At 55.2% G+C, this 22,971-nt stretch carries 21 protein-coding genes and 5 tRNA genes; 2 read left to right on the forward strand and 24 right to left on the reverse strand.

All coding sequences use genetic code 11. From position 1 onward, the window contains the following. Window positions 1–385: 385 nt before the first annotated feature. The 24 genes from SOM48_RS17740 to sdhC all read right to left on the reverse strand — a co-directional run bounded on the left by SOM48_RS17740 (window position 386) and on the right by sdhC (window position 20,914). Window positions 386–461, reverse strand: a tRNA-Lys gene (locus SOM48_RS17740). Between the two features lie 122 nt (window positions 462–583). After that, window positions 584–659, reverse strand: a tRNA-Lys gene (locus SOM48_RS17745). A gap of 142 nt (window positions 660–801) precedes the next feature. Further along, window positions 802–877, reverse strand: a tRNA-Lys gene (locus SOM48_RS17750). Between the two features lie 2 nt (window positions 878–879). Next, window positions 880–955 (reverse strand) — tRNA-Val (locus SOM48_RS17755). A gap of 124 nt (window positions 956–1,079) precedes the next feature. After that, window positions 1,080–1,155 (reverse strand) — tRNA-Lys (locus SOM48_RS17760). Window positions 1,156–1,319: 164 nt separating this feature from the next. Further along, on the reverse strand, window positions 1,320–2,126 hold the full coding sequence (gene cpoB / locus SOM48_RS17765; RefSeq protein ID WP_094420453.1) for a cell division protein CpoB: 807 nt from the start codon (window positions 2,124–2,126) through the stop codon (window positions 1,320–1,322). Window positions 2,127–2,135: 9 nt separating this feature from the next. Next, a complete protein-coding gene (pal, locus tag SOM48_RS17770) occupies window positions 2,136–2,651 on the reverse strand; it encodes a peptidoglycan-associated lipoprotein Pal (protein ID WP_007373922.1) in 516 nt (171 codons plus the stop codon). Window positions 2,652–2,681: 30 nt separating this feature from the next. Next, the gene (tolB, locus tag SOM48_RS17775; RefSeq protein WP_023478234.1) at window positions 2,682–3,974 is read right to left on the reverse strand and encodes a Tol-Pal system beta propeller repeat protein TolB; all 1,293 of its coding nucleotides are present in this window, start codon (window positions 3,972–3,974) and stop codon (window positions 2,682–2,684) included. 130 nt (window positions 3,975–4,104) lie between these two features. Continuing rightward, window positions 4,105–5,430, reverse strand: a complete 1,326-nt coding sequence (gene tolA / locus SOM48_RS17780; protein WP_320512669.1) for a cell envelope integrity protein TolA — start codon at window positions 5,428–5,430, stop codon at window positions 4,105–4,107. Window positions 5,431–5,469: 39 nt separating this feature from the next. After that, window positions 5,470–5,898, reverse strand: coding sequence for a colicin uptake protein TolR (gene tolR, locus SOM48_RS17785; RefSeq protein WP_320512670.1), 429 nt, complete (start codon window positions 5,896–5,898; stop codon window positions 5,470–5,472). A 3-nt stretch (window positions 5,899–5,901) separates the two neighbouring features. After that, window positions 5,902–6,594, reverse strand: coding sequence for a Tol-Pal system protein TolQ (gene tolQ, locus SOM48_RS17790; protein WP_023478229.1), 693 nt, complete (start codon window positions 6,592–6,594; stop codon window positions 5,902–5,904). Then, window positions 6,591–6,995 carry a tol-pal system-associated acyl-CoA thioesterase gene (gene ybgC / locus SOM48_RS17795; protein WP_034811764.1) on the reverse strand — a complete coding sequence of 135 codons (405 nt, stop codon included), beginning with the start codon at window positions 6,993–6,995 and terminating at the stop codon, window positions 6,591–6,593. Before ybgC ends, tolQ begins: the two co-directional genes overlap by 4 nt. A 148-nt stretch (window positions 6,996–7,143) precedes the next feature. After that, a complete protein-coding gene (ybgE, locus tag SOM48_RS17800) occupies window positions 7,144–7,437 on the reverse strand; it encodes a cyd operon protein YbgE (protein WP_023478215.1) in 294 nt (97 codons plus the stop codon). After that, entirely contained in the window at window positions 7,437–7,550 is a 114-nt protein-coding gene (cydX, locus tag SOM48_RS17805; protein WP_071789428.1) for a cytochrome bd-I oxidase subunit CydX, read from the reverse strand. Before cydX ends, ybgE begins: the two co-directional genes overlap by 1 nt. Before the next feature lie 14 nt (window positions 7,551–7,564). Beyond that, on the reverse strand, window positions 7,565–8,704 hold the full coding sequence (gene cydB, locus SOM48_RS17810; RefSeq protein WP_128483377.1) for a cytochrome d ubiquinol oxidase subunit II: 1,140 nt from the start codon (window positions 8,702–8,704) through the stop codon (window positions 7,565–7,567). A 15-nt stretch (window positions 8,705–8,719) separates the two neighbouring features. Further along, window positions 8,720–10,288, reverse strand: a complete 1,569-nt coding sequence (cydA, locus tag SOM48_RS17815) for a cytochrome ubiquinol oxidase subunit I (RefSeq protein ID WP_320512731.1) — start codon at window positions 10,286–10,288, stop codon at window positions 8,720–8,722. A gap of 810 nt (window positions 10,289–11,098) precedes the next feature. Then, on the reverse strand, window positions 11,099–11,968 hold the full coding sequence (sucD, locus tag SOM48_RS17820) for a succinate--CoA ligase subunit alpha (RefSeq protein WP_320512671.1): 870 nt from the start codon (window positions 11,966–11,968) through the stop codon (window positions 11,099–11,101). Next, window positions 11,968–13,134: an ADP-forming succinate--CoA ligase subunit beta gene (gene sucC, locus SOM48_RS17825; protein WP_139965409.1), complete on the reverse strand. Its 1,167-nt coding sequence runs from the start codon at window positions 13,132–13,134 to the stop codon at window positions 11,968–11,970. Before sucC ends, sucD begins: the two co-directional genes overlap by 1 nt. Window positions 13,135–13,257: 123 nt before the next feature. Further along, window positions 13,258–14,484: a 2-oxoglutarate dehydrogenase complex dihydrolipoyllysine-residue succinyltransferase gene (gene odhB / locus SOM48_RS17830; protein WP_076769564.1), complete on the reverse strand. Its 1,227-nt coding sequence runs from the start codon at window positions 14,482–14,484 to the stop codon at window positions 13,258–13,260. 14 nt (window positions 14,485–14,498) lie between these two features. Next, entirely contained in the window at window positions 14,499–17,306 is a 2,808-nt protein-coding gene (sucA, locus tag SOM48_RS17835; protein WP_042712261.1) for a 2-oxoglutarate dehydrogenase E1 component, read from the reverse strand. Between the two features lie 363 nt (window positions 17,307–17,669). Beyond that, window positions 17,670–18,386, reverse strand: a complete 717-nt coding sequence (locus tag SOM48_RS17840) for a succinate dehydrogenase iron-sulfur subunit (protein ID WP_042712260.1) — start codon at window positions 18,384–18,386, stop codon at window positions 17,670–17,672. Between the two features lie 16 nt (window positions 18,387–18,402). Next, window positions 18,403–20,169 carry a succinate dehydrogenase flavoprotein subunit gene (gene sdhA, locus SOM48_RS17845; protein WP_034811756.1) on the reverse strand — a complete coding sequence of 589 codons (1,767 nt, stop codon included), beginning with the start codon at window positions 20,167–20,169 and terminating at the stop codon, window positions 18,403–18,405. Next, complete coding sequence (sdhD, locus tag SOM48_RS17850) at window positions 20,169–20,516, reverse strand: succinate dehydrogenase membrane anchor subunit (protein ID WP_023478217.1); 348 nt, start codon at window positions 20,514–20,516, stop codon at window positions 20,169–20,171. The genes sdhA and sdhD overlap by 1 nt, the downstream gene beginning before the upstream one ends. Next, window positions 20,510–20,914 (reverse strand): succinate dehydrogenase cytochrome b556 subunit, encoded by a 405-nt coding sequence (gene sdhC / locus SOM48_RS17855; protein ID WP_034811753.1) that lies wholly within the window; start codon window positions 20,912–20,914, stop codon window positions 20,510–20,512. Before sdhC ends, sdhD begins: the two co-directional genes overlap by 7 nt. 324 nt (window positions 20,915–21,238) lie before the next feature. On the opposite strand from sdhC, the gene SOM48_RS22770 reads away from it, so the two are divergent. Both SOM48_RS22770 and SOM48_RS17860 read left to right on the forward strand, forming a co-directional pair. Next, window positions 21,239–21,346 (forward strand): hypothetical protein, encoded by a 108-nt coding sequence (locus tag SOM48_RS22770; protein WP_420028337.1) that lies wholly within the window; start codon window positions 21,239–21,241, stop codon window positions 21,344–21,346. A 203-nt stretch (window positions 21,347–21,549) separates the two neighbouring features. Then, complete coding sequence (locus SOM48_RS17860; RefSeq protein WP_042712794.1) at window positions 21,550–22,836, forward strand: citrate synthase; 1,287 nt, start codon at window positions 21,550–21,552, stop codon at window positions 22,834–22,836. The last annotated feature ends 135 nt before the right edge of the window (window positions 22,837–22,971 follow it).

The raw sequence follows: 22,971 nt of genomic DNA on the forward strand, positions 1-22,971 counted from the left end.
GTGGATAATTGCCTGCTGTCGCTGCGCTTAGCAGGCCTACGAAAGCCAGGCGCGGAGAGGTGTTGTAGGCCGGATAAGGTGTAGCCGCCATCCGGCAGTGCGTTCAGGTCCAAAACAGATTGCCTGCTGGCGCTGCGCTTAGCAGGCCTACGAAAACCGGGTGCAGAGAGGTGTTGTAGGCCGGATAAGGCGTAGCCGCCATCCGGCAGTGCGTTCAGGTCCAAAACAGATTGCCTGCTGGCGCGGCGCTTAGCAGGCCTACCAAAACCGGGTGCGGAGAGGTGTTGTAGGCCGGATAAGGCGTAGCCGCCATCCGGCAAGAAGCGCGCACGGATTTTTCAAATCGCAGATAGCAAAAAAGCGCCTTTAGGGCGCTTTTTTACATTGGTGGGTCGTGCAGGATTCGAACCTGCGACCAATTGATTAAAAGTCAACTGCTCTACCAACTGAGCTAACGACCCTTTGCAGGGATTCTTCGAAGTGGTGGGTCGTGCAGGATGACTCGGCTTTTGCCTCGCCCTTACGGGCCGTTGCTGATGCAACGTTATCCTTCACGTCTGACACCTTCACCAATTATCAAAATTGGTGGGTCGTGCAGGATTCGAACCTGCGACCAATTGATTAAAAGTCAACTGCTCTACCAACTGAGCTAACGACCCATATAGGGTAGCGACTTCGAAGATAAATCTTTGGAACCACGTAATGCGTGGCAATTGTTTAGGATGAGTCGGCTTTCACCGGCGGGCGGTTGCTGACGCAACGCTATCCTTCACGTTTGACACCTTCACCAATTATCAAAATTGGTGGGTCGTGCAGGATTCGAACCTGCGACCAATTGATTAAAAGTCAACTGCTCTACCAACTGAGCTAACGACCCGGTGGTGGGTGATGACGGGATCGAACCGCCGACCCCCTCCTTGTAAGGGAGGTGCTCTCCCAGCTGAGCTAATCACCCGATACTGCGCTGGATACTGCTAAGTGGTGGGTCGTGCAGGATGACTCGGCTTTCGCCTCGCCCTACGGGCCGTTGCTGTCGCAACGTTATCCTTCACGTTAAAACGCTTCACCAGACTTAATAGTGGTGGGTCGTGCAGGATTCGAACCTGCGACCAATTGATTAAAAGTCAACTGCTCTACCAACTGAGCTAACGACCCACTTTTGTGATGCTTCCGGGTTAAGAGATATCCCGTGGCAACGGCGGCATATATTACTGATTTAAGAACTCAGCGCAACAACAATTTCGACGCGCACTGTTTAACTGCTTATGATTCATGCGACAAGACCAGAAAAACCGCGTTTTCTGGTCATGCGCTATGCATTACATCGAAGCAAGGCGTTTTTGCGCCTGTTTCGCACCATCGGTACCAGGGTATTTGCTGACCACCTGCTGGTAAACCGCTTTGGCTTTCGCAGTATCGCCCTTGTCTTGCATAATCACGCCGACTTTAAACATCGCGTCTGGCGCTTTCGGCGACTTCGGGAAGTTCTTCACTACCGATGCGAAGTAGTACGCCGCATCGTCTTTCTTACCCTTGTTGTAATTCAACTGACCGAGCCAGTAATTAGCGTTCGGTACATAGGTTGAATCCGGGTACTTTTTAACGAAGTTCTGAAACGCAGCCAGCGCATCATCCTGGCGGGATTTATCCTGCACCAGGGCGATAGCCGCGTTGTAATCGGTATTGGCATCGCCGCTTTGTACCGGTGCGCCTGAAGCCGCCGCACCGTTATTTGCGCCCGCATCCGCTGCCGGAGCCTGCGCTGCCGCACCGCTCTGATCGCCGGAAGCCTGCTGCGTCTGCCCTGCTGCTGCACCGCTGCTCAGATTGCCGATCTGCTGCAGAATTTGCTGCTGGCGTTCAACGACCTGATTGAGCTGATACTGGCTTTCCTGGATCTGCCCGCGCAGGGAATCAATATCGGCCTGATTATCAGAGAGCTGCTGCTGAAGTTGGGTTAAAAGCTGGCTGTGAGCATTGGAAATACGCTCAAGTTGAGTGACGCGGTCTTCGACCGAGCCTGAGCCGACACTACTGATTGGCGCCTGAGCATTAGCGGCCCAGGGGGCCGCTATGCCAACCAGTAACGACAGACTCAACAGATGATGTCTGAAGTTACTGCTCATGCAATTCTCTTAGTAAACCAGTACGGCGCGACGGTTTTTAGCGTAAGCCGCTTCGTCGTGACCCAGTACTGCAGGTTTTTCTTTACCGTAAGAAACGATGGAGATCTGGTCAGCGGAAACGCCTTTACCCTGCAGGTACATTTTAACGGCGTTAGCACGACGTTCGCCCAGGGAGATGTTGTACTCCGGGGTACCGCGTTCGTCAGCATGACCTTCTACGGTTACTTTGTAGGACGGGTTGCTACGCAGGAAGTTAGCGTGAGCGTCCAGCATCGCTGCAAAGTCAGAACGGATGTCGTACTTGTCCAGATCGAAGTAAACGATGTTGTTCTGCTGCAGCTGCTGCATCTGCAGACGCGCTTGCTCTTCAGAGGACATGTTACCGCTACCGTTCATGCCAGTGCCGGCACCCATCATGCCTTCGCCGCTCTGGTCGCTGGTGTTGTTCTTGTGAGAAGAACATGCAGCGATTGCCATAACAGGCAGAGCCAGCATCAGGCCTTTCAGCACTTTGTTCAGTTGCATTTCTTTGATTCCTTTAATATTTATTTATTATCACAGATACGGAGACCAGGCAGGGAATTTAACCTGTCCATCAGTCGCCGGAATACGCGCTTTGAAACGCCCATCTGTAGAAACCAGGTTCAGCACGGAGCCCATCCCCTGAGAAGAGCTGTAGATGACCATAGTGCCGTTAGGTGCCAGACTTGGCGTTTCATCCAGGAACGTTGACGACAAAACTTGCACGCCACCCGCTTCCAGATCTTGTTTAGCAATGTGCTGCTGACCACCGTCAGAGCTAACCATCACCATAAACTTACCGTCGCTGCTGACATCCGCATCCTGGTTCTGAGAACCCTGCCAGGAGATACGCTGCGCTGCGCCGCCGTTGATATTGATTTTGTAAACCTGCGGACGACCGGCCTGGTCAGAGGTAAAGGCCAGGTTCTGGCTGTCCGGGAACCAGGTTGGTTCGGTGTTGTTGCTGCGACCGTCGGTAACCTGACGGATCTGGCCGGAACCGATGTCCATCACGTAGATGTTCAGGCTGCCGGTTTTTGACAGGGCAAACGCCAGCTTGGTGCCATCCGGCGAGAAGGCCGGTGCGCCGTTGTGGCGCGGGAACGACGCTACCTGACGAATGCTGGCGTTAGCCAGAGTCTGAATAACCAGCGCGGAACGACCGCTCTCAAACGTCACATACGCGACTTTTGAACCGTCCGGGGACCAGGCCGGGGACATCAGCGGCTGCGGCGATTTGTGGACGAGGAACTGGTTATAGCCATCGTAATCAGAGACGCGCAGTTCATACGGGAACTGAGTGTTCGCTGTCTGCACGACATAGGCGATACGGGTACGGAACGCGCCTTTAATACCGGTCAGCTTTTCGAATACTTCGTCGCTGGCGGCATGGGCAGCATAACGCAGCCACTGCTTGTTCACTTTAAAGGAGTTTTGCGCCAGCACGGTACCCGGCGCGCCGCCGGTGTCGACCAGCTGGTAAGCGACGTTGTAGCTGCCATCAGGATTCGGTGTCACCTGACCTACGATGACCGCATCAATACCGAGCGCGGACCATGCAGCGGGCTGCACTTCCTGCGCGGTACCCGGCTGCTGCGGTAAACGGGAGCGATCCAGCGGGTTGAATTTACCGCTGTTGCGCAGATCCGCTGCAACGATACCGCCAGCATCCTCAGGCGCAGCACCTGGGCCTGCCCACTGGAACGGCACAACGCCAATCGGGCGTGCCGAGTCCACCCCCTGGGTGATCTCGATACGTACTTCTGCATGCAGCACCGCTGCCCACAGCATCAAAAAACCAAATGCAACACGTAATGCCTGCTTCATCATATCTCCCTTATCCGGGCAAAAAACCCGCGATAATTTAGCAGAATTTTAACAAACCAATAAGACAAAACTACCCGCGTTGGAACCGCCTTCGCATACTTTCCTCACGGGATCGCGAGGAAAGTGTACCTCAAGGTTTGAAGTCCAGCGGCGCATTTTTGAACACTTCATACACAGCCTGACTTGGTGGCTTCGGCATTTTCGCCTGTCGTGCCGCGGCCAGCGCGGCCTGACAGAGCGCCGAATCGCCCCCTTCAGACTGAATATCTAACAGCGTCCCATCAGGAGCCAGTTTGATACGTAACGTACAGGTCTTCCCGGTGTATGAGGACGCATCATAGAAGCGGCTCTCAATCGCCGTTTTAATCTGCCCTGCGTAGTTACTGATATCGGCTCCGGATGCACCGTTGTTCTTAGTGTTACCCGAACCCGCCGGCGCTGCATTGTTGCCTTTCGCTCCGCCGCCCGTTTTCGGTGCATTCTTACCGGAGCTGAGATCGCCAAACAGATCGTCAACGCCTTCAGCGGCGGCGGCTTTCTCTGCTGCGGCTTTTTTGGCAGCCGCTTTCTTATCGGCGGCAGCCTTCTCGGCAGCAGCTTTCTTCTCAGCGGCGGCTTTTTCCGCAGCCGCTTTCTTCTCGGCTGCGGCTTTTTCCGCTGCAGCGGCTTTCTTATCCGCTGCGGCTTTCTCTGCGGCAGCAGCCTTCTCAGCGGCAGCTTTTTCAGCTGCGGCGGCCTTCTCGGCTGCGGCTTTTTCAGCAGCAGCCTGTTTAGCCGCTTCCGCCTGCGCTTTCTTCTTCGCATCGGCTGCCGCTTTCGCAGCTTCTGCTTCCGCTTTCTTCTGTGCGTCGGCGGCGGCTTTCGCGGCCTCCGCTTCGGCTTTCTTCTGTGCATCGGCGGCGGCTTTGGCTGCATCCGCCTGCGCTTTCTTCTGCGCGTCTGCTGCGGCTTTCTTCGCCGCCTCTTCCGCCGCTTTCGCCTGCGCATCCGCTTTGGCTTTCGCGTCAGCGGCGGCTTTCGCTGCCGCTTCTTCAGCCTGTTTCTGCTGCTGTTGCGCCTGCTTTGCCGCCTCTTCTGCCTGCTTCTGCTGTTCGGCCTGCTCGCGCGCGGCTTCCTGCGCCTGCAGACGCTCTTTCTCTACCTGCTTCAGACGCTCCTGCTCGGCGGCCTGCTTTTCACGCATCTCCTCCGCCTGCTGCTGCGCCTGTTTTTCACGCTGCTCTTCCGCGCGTTTAGCGCTCGATTGCTGGTGCTGTTGGCGGTTGTAGTTCTCCACTACCGCGCCGGGATCGACCATTACGGCGTCGATCGACGAGCCGCCACCGCCGCCCGCTGACGCTTCAATATGCTCATCGAACGAACTCCAGATCAGCAGCGCCACCAGAATTACGTGCAGCACGGCTGAAATGAGTATCGCTCGCTTAAGCTTGTCGTTTTGTACGGTTGCCTTTGACACTCTCGGTTCCCAAAAACTGTCCGCCTGTTAAGCCGGTGATCAGATAGGCTGCGTCATCAAGCCAACCGATTTCACACCCGCGCTATGTAACAGGTTCAGCGCTTTAATGATTTCGTCGTACGGCACGTTCTTCGCCCCGCCGATTAAGAACACGGTTTTCGGATTGGATTGCAGGCGACGCTGCGCCTCCGCAATAACCTGCTCCGGCGGTAGCTGATCCATACGATCTTTCTCTACCACCACGCTGTATTGCCCGACACCGGAAACTTCAATAATCACCGGAGGATCGTCATTGGTGCTGACGGTCTGAGAATCCGTCGCATCCGGCAGATCGACCTCGACGCTCTGGGTGATGATGGGCGCCGTTGCCATAAAGATCAGCAGCAGCACCAGCAGCACGTCGAGCAGCGGCACAATATTGATTTCGGACTTCAGGGCACGCTTGCTCCGCCCACGGGATCTGGCCATGGCTTACTCCTTATTGCTGTCGCTGCTGGCAAACGCCTGGCGATGCAGAATAGCCGTGAACTCTTCCATAAAGTTGTCGTAATTCTGTTCCAGTTTATTGACGCGCTGGTTCAGACGGTTGTAGGCCATCACCGCCGGAATTGCCGCGAACAGGCCGATAGCGGTGGCGATCAGCGCTTCAGCGATACCCGGTGCAACCATTTGCAGCGTCGCCTGTTTCACCGCGCCCAGCGCGATAAAGGCGTGCATGATCCCCCAGACGGTACCAAACAGACCAATATAGGGGCTGATGGAACCAACGGTACCGAGGAAAGGAATGTGGTTTTCGAGGCTTTCCAGTTCGCGATTCATCGAGATACGCATCGCCCTGGAGGCACCTTCAACAATCGCTTCCGGCGCGTGGCTGTTAGCGCGATGCAGACGGGCAAACTCTTTAAAACCGCTATAGAAAATCTGTTCAGAGCCGCTCAGATTATCGCGACGGCCCTGGCTTTCCTGATAGAGACGAGAGAGTTCAATGCCGGACCAGAACTTATCTTCGAACGCTTCCGCTTCACGCCCTGCGGCGTTGAGGATGCGGGTTCTCTGGATAATGATTGCCCAGGATGCGATTGAAAAACCAATCAAAATCAACATGATAAGTTTGACCAGAAGGCTCGCCTTCAGGAACAAATCAAGGATGTTCATGTCAGTCACTGCTTAAACTCCGCGACAATAGACTTGGGAAGCGCACGAGGCTTCATTAAGAGTGGATCAACACAGACAACCAGCACTTCAGCTTCGTTCAGCACTTTGTTCTCTGCGTTGACGATCCGCTGCGAGAACACCATAGACGTTCCACGCATTGATGTTATTTCCGTTTGGACGTCGAGCATGTCGTCGAGTCGGGCGGGTGCAAAATACTCCAGCGTAATTTTGCGCACCACGAACGCGACCTGCTCTGCCAGCAGAGCCTGTTGGCTAAAGTGATGGTGGCGCAGCATCTCGGTGCGGGCTCTTTCATAAAAAGCAACGTAGCTGGCGTGGTAAACCACACCACCGGCATCAGTATCTTCGTAATAGACACGAACCGGCCATCGAAACAGCGTTGTATTCACTTTACATCCCGGTAATGCAAAAAAGGTTAGAGCTTTTAAACTTCGCTACTATACGCGCGGGCAAGGTGCTTTGGAATGGGTTGTGGTAAACGGAGAGTAAAAATTTATGGGCTTTTGCAAGCCCATCGGGATAGCGGATATTTCTTATTCAAAAGAAGAAGAAAAGCAGACCTGCAAGCAGCACAACATCAGCAATCAGCGGGCAAAACAGCCCCTGCCAGTGCAGCGCGCGAGGACGAAAACCGACGCCGTGGATCACACCGGCGCAAACGGCCCACATCAACAGCAGACCATGCCAGATCTCAAGCTCACTGGTTTTCGCCGCAAAGCGCGACGGGTCCCAGAAAATGCACCCTGCCAGCAGCAGCGCCATTATTAAGGAAAGGGCCCGTAACGGGCCCTTGTCCATTACCGCATAGAGCTTTGCGATAACCTTATCCATCAATGTTCTTCTTGACCGGCTTTGGTTGCTTCAACATGTTCCAGCGCCAGCGCGGTGATCACACCAAAAGCACAGGCAAGAAGCGTTCCTAAAATCCAGGCGAAATACCACATATTCAGCTCCTTACTTAGTACATAGAGTGGGTGTTGCTTTCGATCTGCTCTTTGGTAATACGACCGAACATTTTCCAGTAACACCAACTGGTGTAGAGCAGAATGATAGGTACGAATACCGCAGCAACCCAGGTCATCAGGTTCAGCGTGCGCTGCGTCGAGGTCGCATCCCACATTGTCAGGCTGGCGTTCAGCATGGTGCTGGACGGCATGACGAACGGGAACATCGCGATACCTGCGGTCAGAATGATGCACGCCAGCGTCAGGGACGAGAAGACAAAGGCGAAGGCTGATTTATCCAGACGCGCGGTCAGAATAGTCAGCAGCGGCAGCGCCACGCCCAGCGCCGGGATCGCCCACAATACCGGAGTATTGTTGAAGTTAGTCAGCCAGGCACCCGCCTGTACCGCAACTTCTTTGGTCAGCGGGTTCGAGGCAGCATGGTGATTCATCGCAGAGGTGATCACATACCCGTCAATACCGTACACCACCCAAACACCGGCCAGCGCGAAGCAGACCAGGGTAACCAGCGCTGCAATCTGTACCGTGGCGCGTGCGCGCAGGTGCAGTTCGCCGACGGTACGCATTTGCAGGTAGGTCGCGCCCTGGGTCAGGATCATCGCCACACTCACTACACCGGCCAGCAGACCAAACGGGTTCAGCAGCTGGAAGAAGTTACCGGTATAGAAGAGGCGCATGTCGCCATCCAGGTGGAACGGTACGCCCTGCAACAGGTTACCGAACGCCACGCCAATCACCAGCGGCGGCACGAAGCTACCGATGAAGATGCCCCAGTCCCACATGCCGCGCCAGCGCACGTCTTCAATCTTCGAACGGTAATCAAAGCCAACCGGACGGAAGAAGAGTGAGGCCAGCACGAGGATCATCGCCACATAGAAGCCGGAGAAGGCTGCCGCGTAGACCATCGGCCAGGCGGCGAACAGCGCGCCACCGGCAGTGATAAGCCAGACCTGGTTGCCGTCCCAGTGCGGCGCGATGGAGTTAATCATCACGCGGCGCTCGGTGTCGCTACGCCCCAACACGCGGGTCAGCATGCCAACGCCCATGTCGAAACCATCGGTGACGGCAAAACCGATCAGCAGAATGCCCACCAGCAGCCACCAGATAAAACGTAATACTTCATAATCGATCATTTCACGACTCCTGTCTTAGCGTGCCGGCTGAGTAGTCACGGTGGACTGCTCGTAGTGATAGCGACCTGTTTTCAGGCTGCTCGGCCCAAGGCGAGCAAATTTGAACATCAGGAACACTTCGGCCACCATAAACAGCGTATAAAGGCCGCAAATCAGAATCATTGAGAACAGCAGATCGCCGACGGTCAATGAGGAGTTGGCAACGGCAGTCGGCAGCACTTCACCAATCGCCCACGGTTGACGACCGTATTCCGCCACAAACCAGCCTGCTTCAATCGCAATCCACGGTAGCGGAATGCCATACAGCGCAGCGCGCAGCAGCCATTTCTTCTCACCGATACGGTTACGGATCACCGTCCAGAAGGAGATGCCGATAATCAGCAGCATCAGCACGCCACTGGCAACCATCAGGCGGAAGGCGAAGTAGAGCGGCGCAACGCGTGGAATAGAGTCCTGGGTCGCTTTCTGGATCTGCGCTTCCGTCGCGTCGGTGACGTTCGGGGTATAGCGTTTCAGCAGTAGGCCGTAACCGAGATCTTTCTTCACATTATTGAACTGCTCACGTACTGCCGGATCCGCAGAGCCGGAGCGCAGCTGTTCAAGCAGCTGGTACGCTTTCATGCCGTTACGAATACGCTCTTCGTGCTGCACCATCAGGTCTTTCAGGCCAATAACCGGCGTGTCGACAGAGCGGGTAGCGATAATGCCGAGCGCAAACGGGATCTGGATAGCGAATTTGTTCTCTTGTTTATCCTGATCCGGAATACCAAACAGGGTAAACGCTGCCGGAGCCGGTTGGGTTTCCCATTCCGCTTCAATGGCGGCCAGTTTGGTTTTCTGCACGTCACCCATTTCGTAACCGGACTCATCGCCCAGCACGATAACGGAGAGGATTGCCGCCATACCGAAGCTGGCTGCGATAGCAAAGGAGCGTTTCGCAAAAGCAATGTCGCGACCGCGCAGCAGGTAGTAGGAGCTGATACCAAGAATGAAGATAGCGCCGCAGGTGTAGCCGGAAGCCACGGTGTGCACAAATTTGACCTGCGCAACCGGGTTAAGCACCAGTTCAGAGAAGCTCACCATCTCCATACGCATGGTTTCGAAGTTGAAATCAGAGGCGATAGGGTTCTGCATCCAGCCGTTGGCGACGAGGATCCAGAGTGCGGACAAGTTGGAGCCCAGAGCAACGAGCCAGGTTACCGCCATGTGCTGAACTTTGCCCAGACGATCCCAACCGAAGAAGAACAGACCCACGAATGTGGATTCGAGGAAGAAGGCCATCAGACCTTCAATGGCCAGCGGCGCACCGAAAATATCCCCAACGTAGTGAGAATAGTAAGACCAGTTAGTCCCGAACTGGAACTCCATGGTCAGACCGGTCGCCACGCCCAGCGCGAAGTTGATCCCAAACAACTTGCCCCAGAACTTGGTCATATCTTTGTAGATCTGTTTGCCGGAGAGGACGTAGACCGTTTCCATAATGGCCAGCAGGAACGCCATACCAAGCGTCAGCGGCACAAACAGAAAGTGGTACATCGCGGTCAAGGCAAACTGTAAGCGTGACAGTTCGACTATATCTAACATCATGACTCCTTGCTCATCGCATGAAGACTCCGAGAGTAAACCCCCGTTAGCGAAGGTTCACACGCATGCCCCAATACAAATTTGCTGCACTGTTTTATTCACTCTCCCAATGTCGGGACAATGAATAAAAAAAGTTACAACCAGGTTAATAAAAAATTCGAATTGATCTCGCGAATATATTACTCCGCAAAACCGTAACAATAAAAAGCATTTATTGATTATGTTTTACGTTTTACGACGGCGATCAATTAATCCCCAACTTTGCACTTCGCGGTCAATTTGATCCGCGACAATTTAGCGAGTTTTGACTGCTTTTCCAAGCTTTTAAATATTGATTTAAATCATTTACCATTGACGGTGTTAATTTTGTATTTAAGGTGTCCGCCGGGTAAAAGCAGTGTTAATAATATGTTTACTGTAACGCAATTTATGGTTATCAATTGCCGAATAAAGCGGAGAAAGGTAAGTTACTTTACCCGGTAAGTTAAAAAGGGGAAAAGTGAGTAAGTCTTAAGTGAAATGGCTCAACTATTTCCAGATTGATTTTACAAATATTTCACTTATCCAATTAATATAATTAACACCGCTTCGTTATTATAAAAATAAGCATCTTTAAAAGGCGATACTTAGCGCTATTATTCATAACTTTTATGACCTGCTGTCAGGTCGCAGGATAATGCTGCAAGCGCCCTCCCCTGCCTGCCTCCCTTTTTTTACCACGCATAGATTCGGGCAATAAAAAAGGCCGCTCCAGGAGCGGCCAACCATGTCGAATTGCGCTGCTCCCCTGCGTGGGGGAGCGATGGTTTTTTATTTAATTACTGTTTTCAGCGCGTCGCCGATATCGGCCAGGCTGCGCACGGTTTTCACGCCAGCTGCTTCCAGCGCCGCGAACTTCTCGTCCGCCGTACCTTTACCGCCTGCGATAATGGCGCCTGCGTGGCCCATACGCTTGCCTTTCGGCGCGGTAACACCGGCGATGTAGCCAACAACCGGTTTGGTGACGTGCTCTTTGATGTAGGCTGCGGCTTCTTCTTCCGCGCTACCGCCGATCTCACCGATCATGACGATCGCTTCGGTCTGCGGATCTTCCTGGAACAGTTTCAGGATATCGATAAAGTTAGAGCCCGGGATCGGGTCGCCGCCGATGCCCACACAGGTGGACTGACCGAAACCGTAATCCGTGGTCTGTTTAACCGCTTCATAGGTCAGGGTGCCGGAGCGCGAAACGATGCCGACTCTACCCGGCTGATGGATGTGGCCCGGCATAATGCCGATTTTGCACTCGCCTGGGGTGATCACGCCCGGGCAGTTTGGCCCGATCATGCGCACGCCGGCTTCATCCAGCTTCACTTTCACCGTCAGCATATCCAGCGTCGGGATACCTTCAGTGATGGTGATAATCAGTTTGATGCCTGCGTCGATCGCTTCCAGGATGGAGTCTTTGCAGAACGGAGCCGGAACGTAGATAACCGTTGCGGTCGCGCCGGTCGCGTCTACCGCTTCACGCACGGTGTTGAACACCGGCAGGCCGAGGTGCGTGGTGCCGCCTTTGCCTGGCGTTACGCCGCCAACCATCTGCGTACCGTAGGCAATCGCCTGTTCGGAGTGGAATGTACCCTGGCTTCCGGTGAAGCCCTGGCAGATAACTTTGGTGTTCTTATCGATCAAAACAGACATTATTTCCCCTCCACTGCGGCAACAACCTGCTGTGCTGCATCCGTCAGACTTTTCGCTGCGATAATATTTAGGCCGCTGTCAGCCAGGCGCTTGGCACCCAGTTCAGCGTTGTTACCTTCCAGGCGTACGACTACCGGCACGTTCACGCCAACTTCTTCTACTGCACCGATGATGCCGTCTGCAATCAGGTCGCAGCGCACGATGCCGCCGAAGATGTTAACCAGAACGGCTTTCACGTTCTCATCGGAGAGAATGATTTTGAAAGCTTCGGTTACGCGCTCTTTGGTCGCGCCGCCGCCAACGTCGAGGAAGTTAGCCGGTTCGCCGCCGTGCAGTTTAACGATGTCCATGGTGCCCATCGCCAGGCCTGCGCCGTTAACCATGCAGCCGATGTTGCCGTCGAGAGCAACGTAGTTCAGCTCCCACTGCGCAGCCTGTGCTTCGCGCGGGTCTTCCTGAGACTGGTCGCGCATTTCGCGCAGATCCGGCTGGCGGAAGAGTGCGTTGCCGTCCGCGCCCAGTTTGCCGTCGAGGCAGATCAGGTCGCCCTGCCTGGTGATCACCAGCGGGTTGATTTCGATCAGCGCCAGGTCGCGCTCAAGGAAAATGGTCGCCAGACCCATAAAGATTTTAGTGAACTGCTGAACCTGCTTACCTTCCAGACCCAGTTTGAACGCCAGGTCACGACCCTGATACGGCATCGGGCCGGTCAGCGGATCGATAGTGGTTTTGTGGATCAGGTGCGGGGTCTCTTCCGCCACTTTCTCAATCTCAACACCGCCTTCGGTGGAGGCCATGAACACCACGCGACGTGAGCTACGGTCAACCACCGCGCCCAGGTAAAGCTCTTTGTCGATATCGGTCGCCGCTTCAACCAGAATCTGGTTAACCGGCTGGCCGTTAGCGTCTGTTTGGTAGGTTACCAGGCGTTTACCCAGCCAGTGCTCCGCGAATGCGCGGATCTCTTCTTTGCTGTTCACCACTTTTACGCCGCCCGCTTTACCGCGGCCGCCTGCGTGAACCTGGCATTTTACAACCCACGGGCCTGCGCCAATTTTTGATGCCGCTTCTTCGGCTTCACGCGGGGTAGTACAGGCGTATCCAACCGGAGTCGGCAGACCTGACCGGGCAAAAAGCTGTTTCGCCTGATACTCATGTAAGTTCATCTGTTCTATCCATCCTTCAGGTAATCATTATCAGGGTGTCTGCGGGTCGGGGTGCCCTGTTTGCCGGATCCGCCCACAGTCAGGTGATGACTTCAGGCCCGGCATCCGCCGGGCCCTGACCGACTACACGTCCAGCAGCAGACGGGTCGGATCTTCCAGCAGCTCTTTGATGGCGACCAGATAGCCCACAGACTCACGGCCGTCGATCAGACGGTGATCGTAAGAGAGCGCCAGGTACATCATCGGCAGGATCTCAACCTTGCCATTAACCGCCATCGGGCGATCTTTAATGGCATGCATGCCGAGGATCGCACTCTGCGGCGGGTTGATGATCGGGGTGGACATCAGCGAACCAAAGACACCGCCGTTGGTAATGGTGAAGTTACCGCCGGTCAGATCTTCCACGGTCAGCTTGCCGTCGCGCCCTTTCAGCGCCAGCTCTTTAATTTTCTTCTCGATATCTGCCATGCCGAGGGTATCGACATCGCGCAGCACCGGGGTCACCAGGCCACGCGGCGTGGAAACAGCCATACTGACATCGAAATAGTTGTGGTAAACCACATCATCGCCATCGATAGAAGCGTTCACTTCCGGGTAGCGTTTCAGCGCTTCCACCACCGCTTTCACATAGAAGGACATAAAGCCCAGACGGATGCCGTGACGCTTCTCGAACGCGTCGCCGTACTGCTTACGCAGATCCATAATCGGCTTCATGTTGACTTCGTTGAAGGTCGTCAGCATGGCGGTGGAGTTTTTCGCTTCCAGCAGACGCTCGGCTACGCGTTTGCGCAGGCGGGTCATCGGTACGCGTTTTTCCGTGCGGCCAGCCGGGGCCGGAGCCGGGGTGCTGGCAGCAGCCGGAGCTGCCGCTGGTGCAGCGCTCTGCGCCGGGCCTTTCGCCAGATGCTTCTCAACATCTTCACGGGTCAGACGACCACCAACACCGGTACCTTTGATGTCGCTGGCTTCCAGGTTGTGCTCGGCCAGCAGGCGACGGATCGCCGGGCTCAGGGCATCATTGTTCTGCTCTTCCAGCGAGGCCTGCTGGCGCTGCGCCGGTGTAGACTCTTTCTCTTCAGATTTAGCACTGCTCTCTTTGCCTGCGCTGTTGCCCTCTTTCAGACGGCCCAGAATCTGGCGGGAGGTAACGGTTGTGCCTTCCTCTTCCAGCACGGCATCAAGGATGCCGTCCGCTGACGCCGGCACTTCCAGTACCACTTTGTCAGTTTCGATTTCTACCAGCACTTCATCACGTTTAACGCTATCGCCTGGTTTTTTGTGCCAGGTTGCAACGGTCGCGTCAGCAACGGACTCAGGCAGATCGGGAACAAGAATATCTACGCTACTCATTATTTATCCTTTAATTAATTGACGTTCAGCGCGTCATTTACCAGATCTTGTTGCTGTTTCTGGTGAACGGAGAGGTATCCCACCGCCGGAGAGGCGGAGGCCGGGCGACCTGCGTAACGCAGACCTGCCCCAAACGGAATCACATCACGGAAGTGATGCTGGCTGCAGTACCATGCGCCCTGGTTCAGCGGCTCTTCCTGGCACCAGACAAAATCATGTACATGCGCGTACGGCTTCAGCGCTTCCTGTACCGCCTGGTGCGGGAACGGATAGAGCTGCTCGATGCGGACAATCGCGACATCTTTCTGGTCGTTCTTACGACGCTGTTCCAGCAAATCGTAATAAACCTTACCGGAACAGAGGATAACGCGTTTCACGCCCTGCGGATCGAGATCGTCCACTTCGCCAATTGCCGGCATAAAGGTGCCGTTCGCCAGCTCATCAAGCGTTGAAACAGCCTGCGGATGACGCAGCAGCGATTTCGGTGACATCACAATCAGCGGACGGCGCATACCGCGCAGCGCCTGACGACGCAGCATGTGGTAAACCTGCGCCGGGGTCGACGGCACGCAAACCTGCATATTCTGCTCGGCGCAGAGTTGCAGATAGCGCTCCAGACGCGCGGAGGAGTGCTCCGGGCCCTGCCCTTCATAGCCATGCGGCAGCAGCATTACCAGGCCACACATACGGCCCCATTTCTGCTCGCCGGAGCTGATGAACTGGTCGATAACCACCTGCGCACCGTTGGCGAAGTCGCCGAACTGCGCTTCCCAGATGGTGAGCGTGCGCGGCTCAGCGGTGGCGTAACCATACTCAAACGCCAGCACCGCTTCTTCCGACAGCACGGAGTCCCAGACGCGGAACGCGCCCTGGCTGTTATGCACGTGTGCCAGCGGGGTGTAAGTCGAACCGTTAGTCTGGTTATGCACCACAGCATGACGGTGGAAGAAGGTGCCGCGACCGGAGTCTTCACCGGAGAGACGCACCGGAATGCCCTCATCCACCAGCGTAGCGTAAGCCAGGGTTTCCGCGCCGCCCCAGTCAAACAGCTTGTCGCCGTTCGCCATCAGCTGACGGTCAGCGTAGATTTTCGCTACGCGGGACTGCATCTCAATCGCGTCCGGTACGGTGCTGATGCGCTTCGCCAGCTCTTGCAGGCGCTTCATCTCCACCTTGTTCGGGTAGCTCTCATCCCACTCGTGGTTGAGGTACGGCGACCAGGTGAAGGAGTGCATATTCATCGGACGCCATTCAGCGACCACGCACTCACCGGCGTCGAGCGCATCGCGGTAGACGTTAGCCATTTCGGTGGCGTCTTCCGCGGCGATGGTGGTTTCCTGCTCCAGACGGCTGGCGTAAATCTGACGCGGCGTCGGGTGCTTTTTGATTTTCTGGTACATCAGCGGCTGGGTTGCACTCGGCTCATCGGCTTCGTTATGGCCGTGACGGCGGTAGCAGACCAGGTCGATAAAGACATCGCGTTTGAAGGTATTACGGAAATCGAGCGCCAGGCGGGTGACAAAAGCCACGGCTTCCGGATCGTCCGCGTTAACGTGGAAAATCGGTGCCTGCACCATTTTACCGATATCGGTACAGTACGGCGTTGAGCGCGCATCCAGCGGGTTCGACGTGGTGAAGCCCACCTGGTTGTTGATAACGATACGCACGGTGCCGCCCACTTCGTAGCCGCGGGCTTTGGACATGTTGAGGGTTTCCTGCACCACGCCCTGGCCTGCGACCGCCGCGTCACCGTGAATGGTGATCGGCAACACTTTGTTGCTGCTCGGTTCGTCAAGGCGATCGAGACGCGCACGCACGGAACCGATAACCACCGGGCTTACGATCTCAAGGTGCGACGGGTTAAACGCCAGCGCCAGGTGAACCAGGCCGCCTTCGGTTTCAACGTCGGACGAGAAGCCCATGTGGTATTTCACGTCGCCGGTGCCGAGATGCTCTTTATGCTTGCCGGCAAACTCGTCAAACAGGTCCTGCGGCTTTTTGCCCAGCACGTTAACCAGCACGTTCAGACGACCGCGGTGCGCCATGCCCAGCACCACTTCGCGGGTGCCGCTTTTACCGGCGTGGCGGATCATCTCTTTCAGCATCGGCACCAGCGCATCGCCACCCTCAAGGGAGAAGCGTTTCGCGCCAGGGAATTTCGCGCCCAGATAGCGCTCCAGCCCTTCGGCGGCGGTCAGTTCGCTTAAGAAGCGCTTTTTCTCTTCTGCCGAGAAGCTGGATTTACCGGTGGCCGACTCGATGCGCTGCTGGATCCAGCGTTTCTCTTCGGTGCTGGTGATGTGCATGTACTCCGCGCCGATGGAGCCACAATAGGTCTCTTTCAGCGCATGGAGCAGCTCGCCCAGCGGCATAGTGTCTTTGCCGATAGCAAATGACCCGACATTGAAGCTGTTCTGGAAATCAGCTTCGGTCAGGTCATGGAATGCGGGATCGAGATCGGCGACCCTCTCCTGCTGCCATAATCCCAGCGGATCGAGATTCGCATGCTGGTGACCACGGAAGCGGTAGGCGTTAATGAGCTGCAGGACTTTGACCTGCTTAACGTTGGTATCGGGGTCGGAAATCGAGGAGGAGTAACGTGAAGCGTCCTTCGCCAGCTGGCGGAAGTAATCACGCGTTTTGGAGTGGAACTGATCCGGTTTGACTCCGGTACCTGGTAACTGCTGGAACATAGATCGCCAGTTCGCATCTACCGAGTCAGGATCGGTTAAGAAGTCTTCATAGAGCTGTTCTATCCAGCTCTGGTTAGACCCAGAGAGGTAAGAAGAGTCCAGCCAGGCTTTCATTGCGCCGTTCTGCATCGTGATCCCTTAAGCATTGTTATGCTTACTTCGCCGTGGATAACTTCGACGTACACGTACGCGCACGTCCCAGGGTTCACCTGCGGGTTCTTTGACCCGCGAAGGAACCTTTAAAAACAGCCTAATCTTCGTTGTTCGGGCTGCGACGGCGTTGGCGGCCTTCACTCACCTCGGTCACATAGTTCACTATGCTCCCCGGGATGCGCTCAATTGCCGCCTTGTCTCGCGCCAAACATCTCAATTATGTTTCAGTGGCGGTTTTTAGAGGTTTCTGCTGCTTTTACTCGCCCGGCGCGCTTGCGCTTACCGGGCTTATCAATACTGTAGGCCGGATAAGCGCAAGTGCCATCCGGCTTTACCTTTTTATGCACTGCGTTGCAGCAACATTGACTTAATGTGGCCAATGGCGCGCGTTGGGTTAAGCCCTTTCGGACATACACTGACGCAGTTCATGATGCTGTGGCAGCGGAATACGCTGAAAGCATCGCTCAGGCCATCAAGGCGCTCATCCGTTTCCGTATCGCGGCTGTCGATCAGGAAGCGGTATGCCGCCAGCAGGCCTGCCGGGCCGATGAATTTCTCCGGGTTCCACCAGAACGACGGGCAAGAGGTCGAGCAGCAGGCACAGAGAATACACTCATACAGACCGTCGAGTTTCTCACGCTGTTCAGGCCCTTGCAGGTGCTCACGCGCCGGCGGATTTTGCCCATTATTCAACAGGTAAGGCTTAATTTTTTCATATTGGGCATAGAACTGCCCCATGTCCACCACCAAATCGCGGATCACCGGCAGGCCAGGCAATGGGCGGATCACAATCTTCTTCTTGCCGTTGCCAAGCGCGGAAATCGGGGTGATACAGGCCAGCCCGTTTTTGCCGTTCATGTTCAGACCATCGGAACCGCACACCCCTTCACGGCAGGAGCGGCGGAACGACAGCGTGGAGTCGGTCTCTTTCAGCTGCATTAACGCATCAAGCAGCATCATGTCGCGACCCTCTTCCGATTCGAGGGTGTAATCCTGCATACGCGGCGCGTCGTCGACGTCCGGGTTATAGCGATAAATCGAGAATTCGAGTTTCATCAATCCTGTCTCCGCATTAATAAGTACGAATCTTCGGCGGGAACGCCGGACGCAGTTTCGGTTCCATATTGACGCTGCGACGCGTCATAGATTCCGTCTCTGGCAGGTACAGGGAGTGACACAACCAGTTCTCATCGTCACGATCCGGATAGTCGAAGCGGCTATGCGCGCCACGGCTTTCGGTACGGAAGTTGGCAGAAACCGCCGTTGCATAGGCCGTTTCCATCAGGTTATCCAGTTCCAGACACTCAACGCGCTGGGTGTTGAACTCGCTGGAGGTGTCGTCCAGACGGGCGTTTTTCAGGCGCTCGCGGATCACTTTCAGCTGCTCAAGGCCCTTCGCCATCGCATCGCCTTCACGGAAGACCGAGAAGTTGTGCTGCATACACTCTTGCAGCGCTTTACGAATGGTGACCGGATCTTCGCCATCGCGGTTGTTGTTCCAACGGTTAAGGCGCTCAAGGGAAGCGTCGATATCAGAGTCGCTGGCATCACGCAGCGCGCCCTGCTCGGCGATAGACTCCTGCAGATGCAGACCCGCCGCGCGGCCAAATACCACCAGGTCGAGCAGCGAGTTGCCGCCCAGACGGTTGGCGCCGTGTACCGATACGCAGGCGATTTCGCCTACCGCAAACAGACCCGGAATAACAACGTCTTCGCCCTGGGCGTTAACGGTCAGCGCCTGGCCGGTCACTTTGGTCGGAATACCGCCCATCATGTAGTGGCAGGTCGGAATAACCGGGATCGGCTCTTTGACCGGATCGACGTGGGCAAAGGTGCGCGACAGCTCAAGGATCCCCGGCAGGCGCGATTCCAGCACCTCTTTACCGAGGTGATCGAGTTTCAGCTTGGCGTGCGGGCCCCATGGACCATCGCAACCGCGGCCTTCGCGAATTTCGATCATGATCGAGCGCGCAACCACGTCGCGGCCCGCCAGATCTTTCGCGTTCGGCGCATAACGCTCCATAAAGCGCTCGCCATGTTTGTTCAGCAGGTAACCGCCTTCACCACGGCACCCTTCGGTGACCAGTACACCTGCGCCGGCAATACCGGTCGGGTGGAACTGCCACATTTCCATATCCTGCACCGGTACACCGGCACGCAGCGCCATCCCAACACCGTCGCCGGTGTTAATGTGTGCGTTGGTCGTGGACTGGTAAATACGCCCCGCCCCGCCGGTTGCCAGCACGGTTGCACGCGCTTTGAAGTAGACCACTTCACCGGTTTCGATACAGAGCGCCGTACAGCCGACCACCGCGCCATCCTGGTTTTTAACCAGATCGAGCGCATACCATTCGGAAAAGATGGTGGTGTGGTTTTTCAGGTTCTGCTGATAAAGGGTGTGCAACAGCGCGTGACCGGTACGGTCCGCTGCGGCCGCAGTACGTGCCGCTTGCTCGCCGCCGAAATCTTTCGACTGGCCGCCAAACGGACGCTGATAGATACGGCCATCTTCCAGACGGGAAAACGGCAGACCCATATGTTCCAGTTCCAGAATCGCTTCCGGGCCGGTTTTACACATATATTCAATGGCGTCCTGGTCACCGATATAGTCGGAGCCTTTTACCGTGTCATACATGTGCCATTCCCAGTTATCTTCATGGGTATTGCCCAGCGCAACGGTGATACCGCCCTGCGCAGAGACAGTGTGGGAACGGGTTGGAAAGACTTTAGAGAGCAGCGCACAGGTTTGCCCGCTCTGGGAAATTTGCAGCGCCGCGCGCATACCTGCGCCACCTGCGCCAATTACAACAGCATCAAATTCTCTGACTGGCAGTTTCATTACACACCCCACACCACAACGAATCCATAAATGACGTACGCGAGCAGCGCAACAACAATCACCAGCTGCAGCAGCAGGCGCGTTGCAACGTGTTTAACGTAGTCGGTCAATACCTGCCACATGCCGATCCACGCGTGGATCAGGATGGAAAAGAGCGCCAGCAGGGTAAAGACTTTCGTGAAGGCGGAGGAGAAGAAGCCCGTCCAGACACCCCAGGTCACTTCGCTATGCAGCGCGAAAAAGCCGACCATGTAGATGATGTATAACGTCAGGACAATAGCGGTAGCACGGACGAGAATAAAATCATGTACGCCGTTGCGTCCTAATGCGGAGGCGTTGCTTACCATACGAGGACTCCTGCGAGAATTGAAAGCACGACAGTGATCACAAAAGAAATATTAGCGGAACGTTTTCCTGCGGCGAAGTTCTCTTCCAGCCAGCCGAAATCCATAAACATGTGGCGAATGCCGCCGACAGCGTGATACGCCAGCGCGGTAAGGATGCCCCAGAAGATGAATTTGACGAAGAAACTGCTCATGATGGCAGAAGCGGCCTGGAAGCCCTCTTCAGATGACAGCGACAAGCCCAGTAACCACAACAGAATGCCGAGCGCCACAAACGTGATGACACCGGAAACGCGGTGGAGAATGGAAGCTATAGCCGTAACAGGAAACTGGATTGTTGTTAAATCCAGATTGACAGGTCTTTGTTTTTTCACATTTTTTATCATGAATAACGCCCACATGCTATTCTTATAGTTTCCTTCCTCCGGTCTGCGTGCGGGTCAGACAGCGTCCTTTCTATAACTGCTCGTCATGCAAAAAATGTGCTTCCATATGCTAAACGACAGGTTACAACGCTGGGTGGCTCGGGATGGCAGGGTATTCCGGAGACCTGGCCGCAGTATAGGTCGTTCACAAAATCATTACAATTAACCTACATATAGTTTGTCGGGTTTTATGCAGAACAGTGACCAAGGTCACGATAACAACATTATTTTAAAATTTAATCATCTGATTTGACAAAAGTTAAACATTCTTGTTACAAACTACGCCAGAAAGAACTTATAATGCTTAAAAGTTATGGGGTCTTGCTTTCACCTGAGAATAAGTTATGTAACAGTGTGATGGTATTGACCGATTTAATCAGGACAGTTATTAGTGATATACAGGTTTGATAAATTCGGACTGCTAAGACGCTGATTTGCTGTTTTTTCACTGTATTTTCAATGTGTATCTGCACGCGCCTATCGCTCTGTACCCTGGTATCTCCTCTTCGCAGAGCAGCGAGCTATATAACAATTCGTTAACATTGACGGTCAAGTGAAGGCAAACCCGGTGGCTGGCGGTCTTAAGCAATAAGGCGCTAAGGAGACCGTAAATGGCTGATAAGAAAGCAACCATCACCTACAATGGTGACGATGCTATTGAACTGGATGTGCTACAAGGCACGCTCGGTCAGGATGTTATTGATATCCGTAGTCTCGGTTCAAAAGGGGTTTTCACTTTTGACCCAGGTTTTACCTCAACCGCATCATGCGAATCGAAAATCACCTTTATCGACGGCGATGAAGGGATTCTGCTGCACCGTGGCTTCCCCATCGATCAACTGGCGACTGAGTCCAACTATCTGGAAGTGTGCTACATCCTGCTGTACGGCGAAAAGCCGACCCAGGCGCAGTTTGAAGAGTTCACACTGACAGTGACCCGCCACACGATGATCCATGAGCAGATCACCCGTCTGTTCCATGGTTTCCGTCGCGACTCGCACCCGATGGCGGTGCTGTGCGGCGTGACCGGCGCGCTGGCGGCCTTCTACCACGACTCGCTGGATGTGAACAACCCGCGCCACCGTGAAATCGCCGCGTTCCGTCTGCTTTCCAAAATGCCGACCGTGGCCGCGATGTGCTACAAGTACTCCATCGGTCAGCCGTTTGTTTACCCGCGCAACGACCTCTCCTATGCGGGCAACTTCCTGCACATGATGTTCTCCACGCCGTGCGAACCGTATGAAGTGAACCCGGTTCTGGAACGCGCCATGGATCGTATTCTGATCCTGCACGCTGACCATGAGCAGAATGCGTCCACCTCTACCGTGCGTACCGCAGGCTCGTCGGGCGCGAACCCGTTTGCCTGTATCGCGGCTGGTATCGCTTCCCTGTGGGGACCGGCGCACGGCGGCGCGAACGAAGCCGCGCTGAAGATGCTGGAAGAGATCAGCACCGTTAAACACATTCCTGAATTCCTGCGTCGCGCCAAAGATAAGAACGATTCGTTCCGTCTGATGGGCTTCGGTCACCGTGTCTATAAGAACTATGACCCGCGCGCCACCGTGATGCGTGAAACCTGCCACGAAGTGCTGCGTGAACTGGGCACCAAAGACGATCTGCTGGAAGTGGCGATGGAGCTGGAGCACATTGCGCTCAACGACCCGTACTTCATCGAACGCAAACTCTACCCGAACGTCGATTTCTACTCTGGCATTATTCTGAAAGCGATGGGGATCCCGTCCTCCATGTTTACGGTGATCTTCGCGATGGCGCGTACCGTGGGCTGGATTGCGCACTGGAACGAGATGCACGATGACGGCATTAAGATTGCCCGTCCACGTCAGCTCTATACCGGTTACGAAAAACGCGAGTTTTCGTCAGATCTGAAAAAAGATTAATCCCCGCTAATGCCCGGTGGCGCTGCGCTTACCGGGCCTGCAACTGCACTACCCCGTAATATTGCCCGATGGCGCTACGCTTATCGGGCCTACGATTGCCCTTCCCCGCTCAATGACACAATGACGCTGCGCTTA

The organism is Kosakonia sp. CFBP8986, from assembly GCF_034044935.1.
Lineage (GTDB): Bacteria > Pseudomonadota > Gammaproteobacteria > Enterobacterales > Enterobacteriaceae > Kosakonia > Kosakonia cowanii.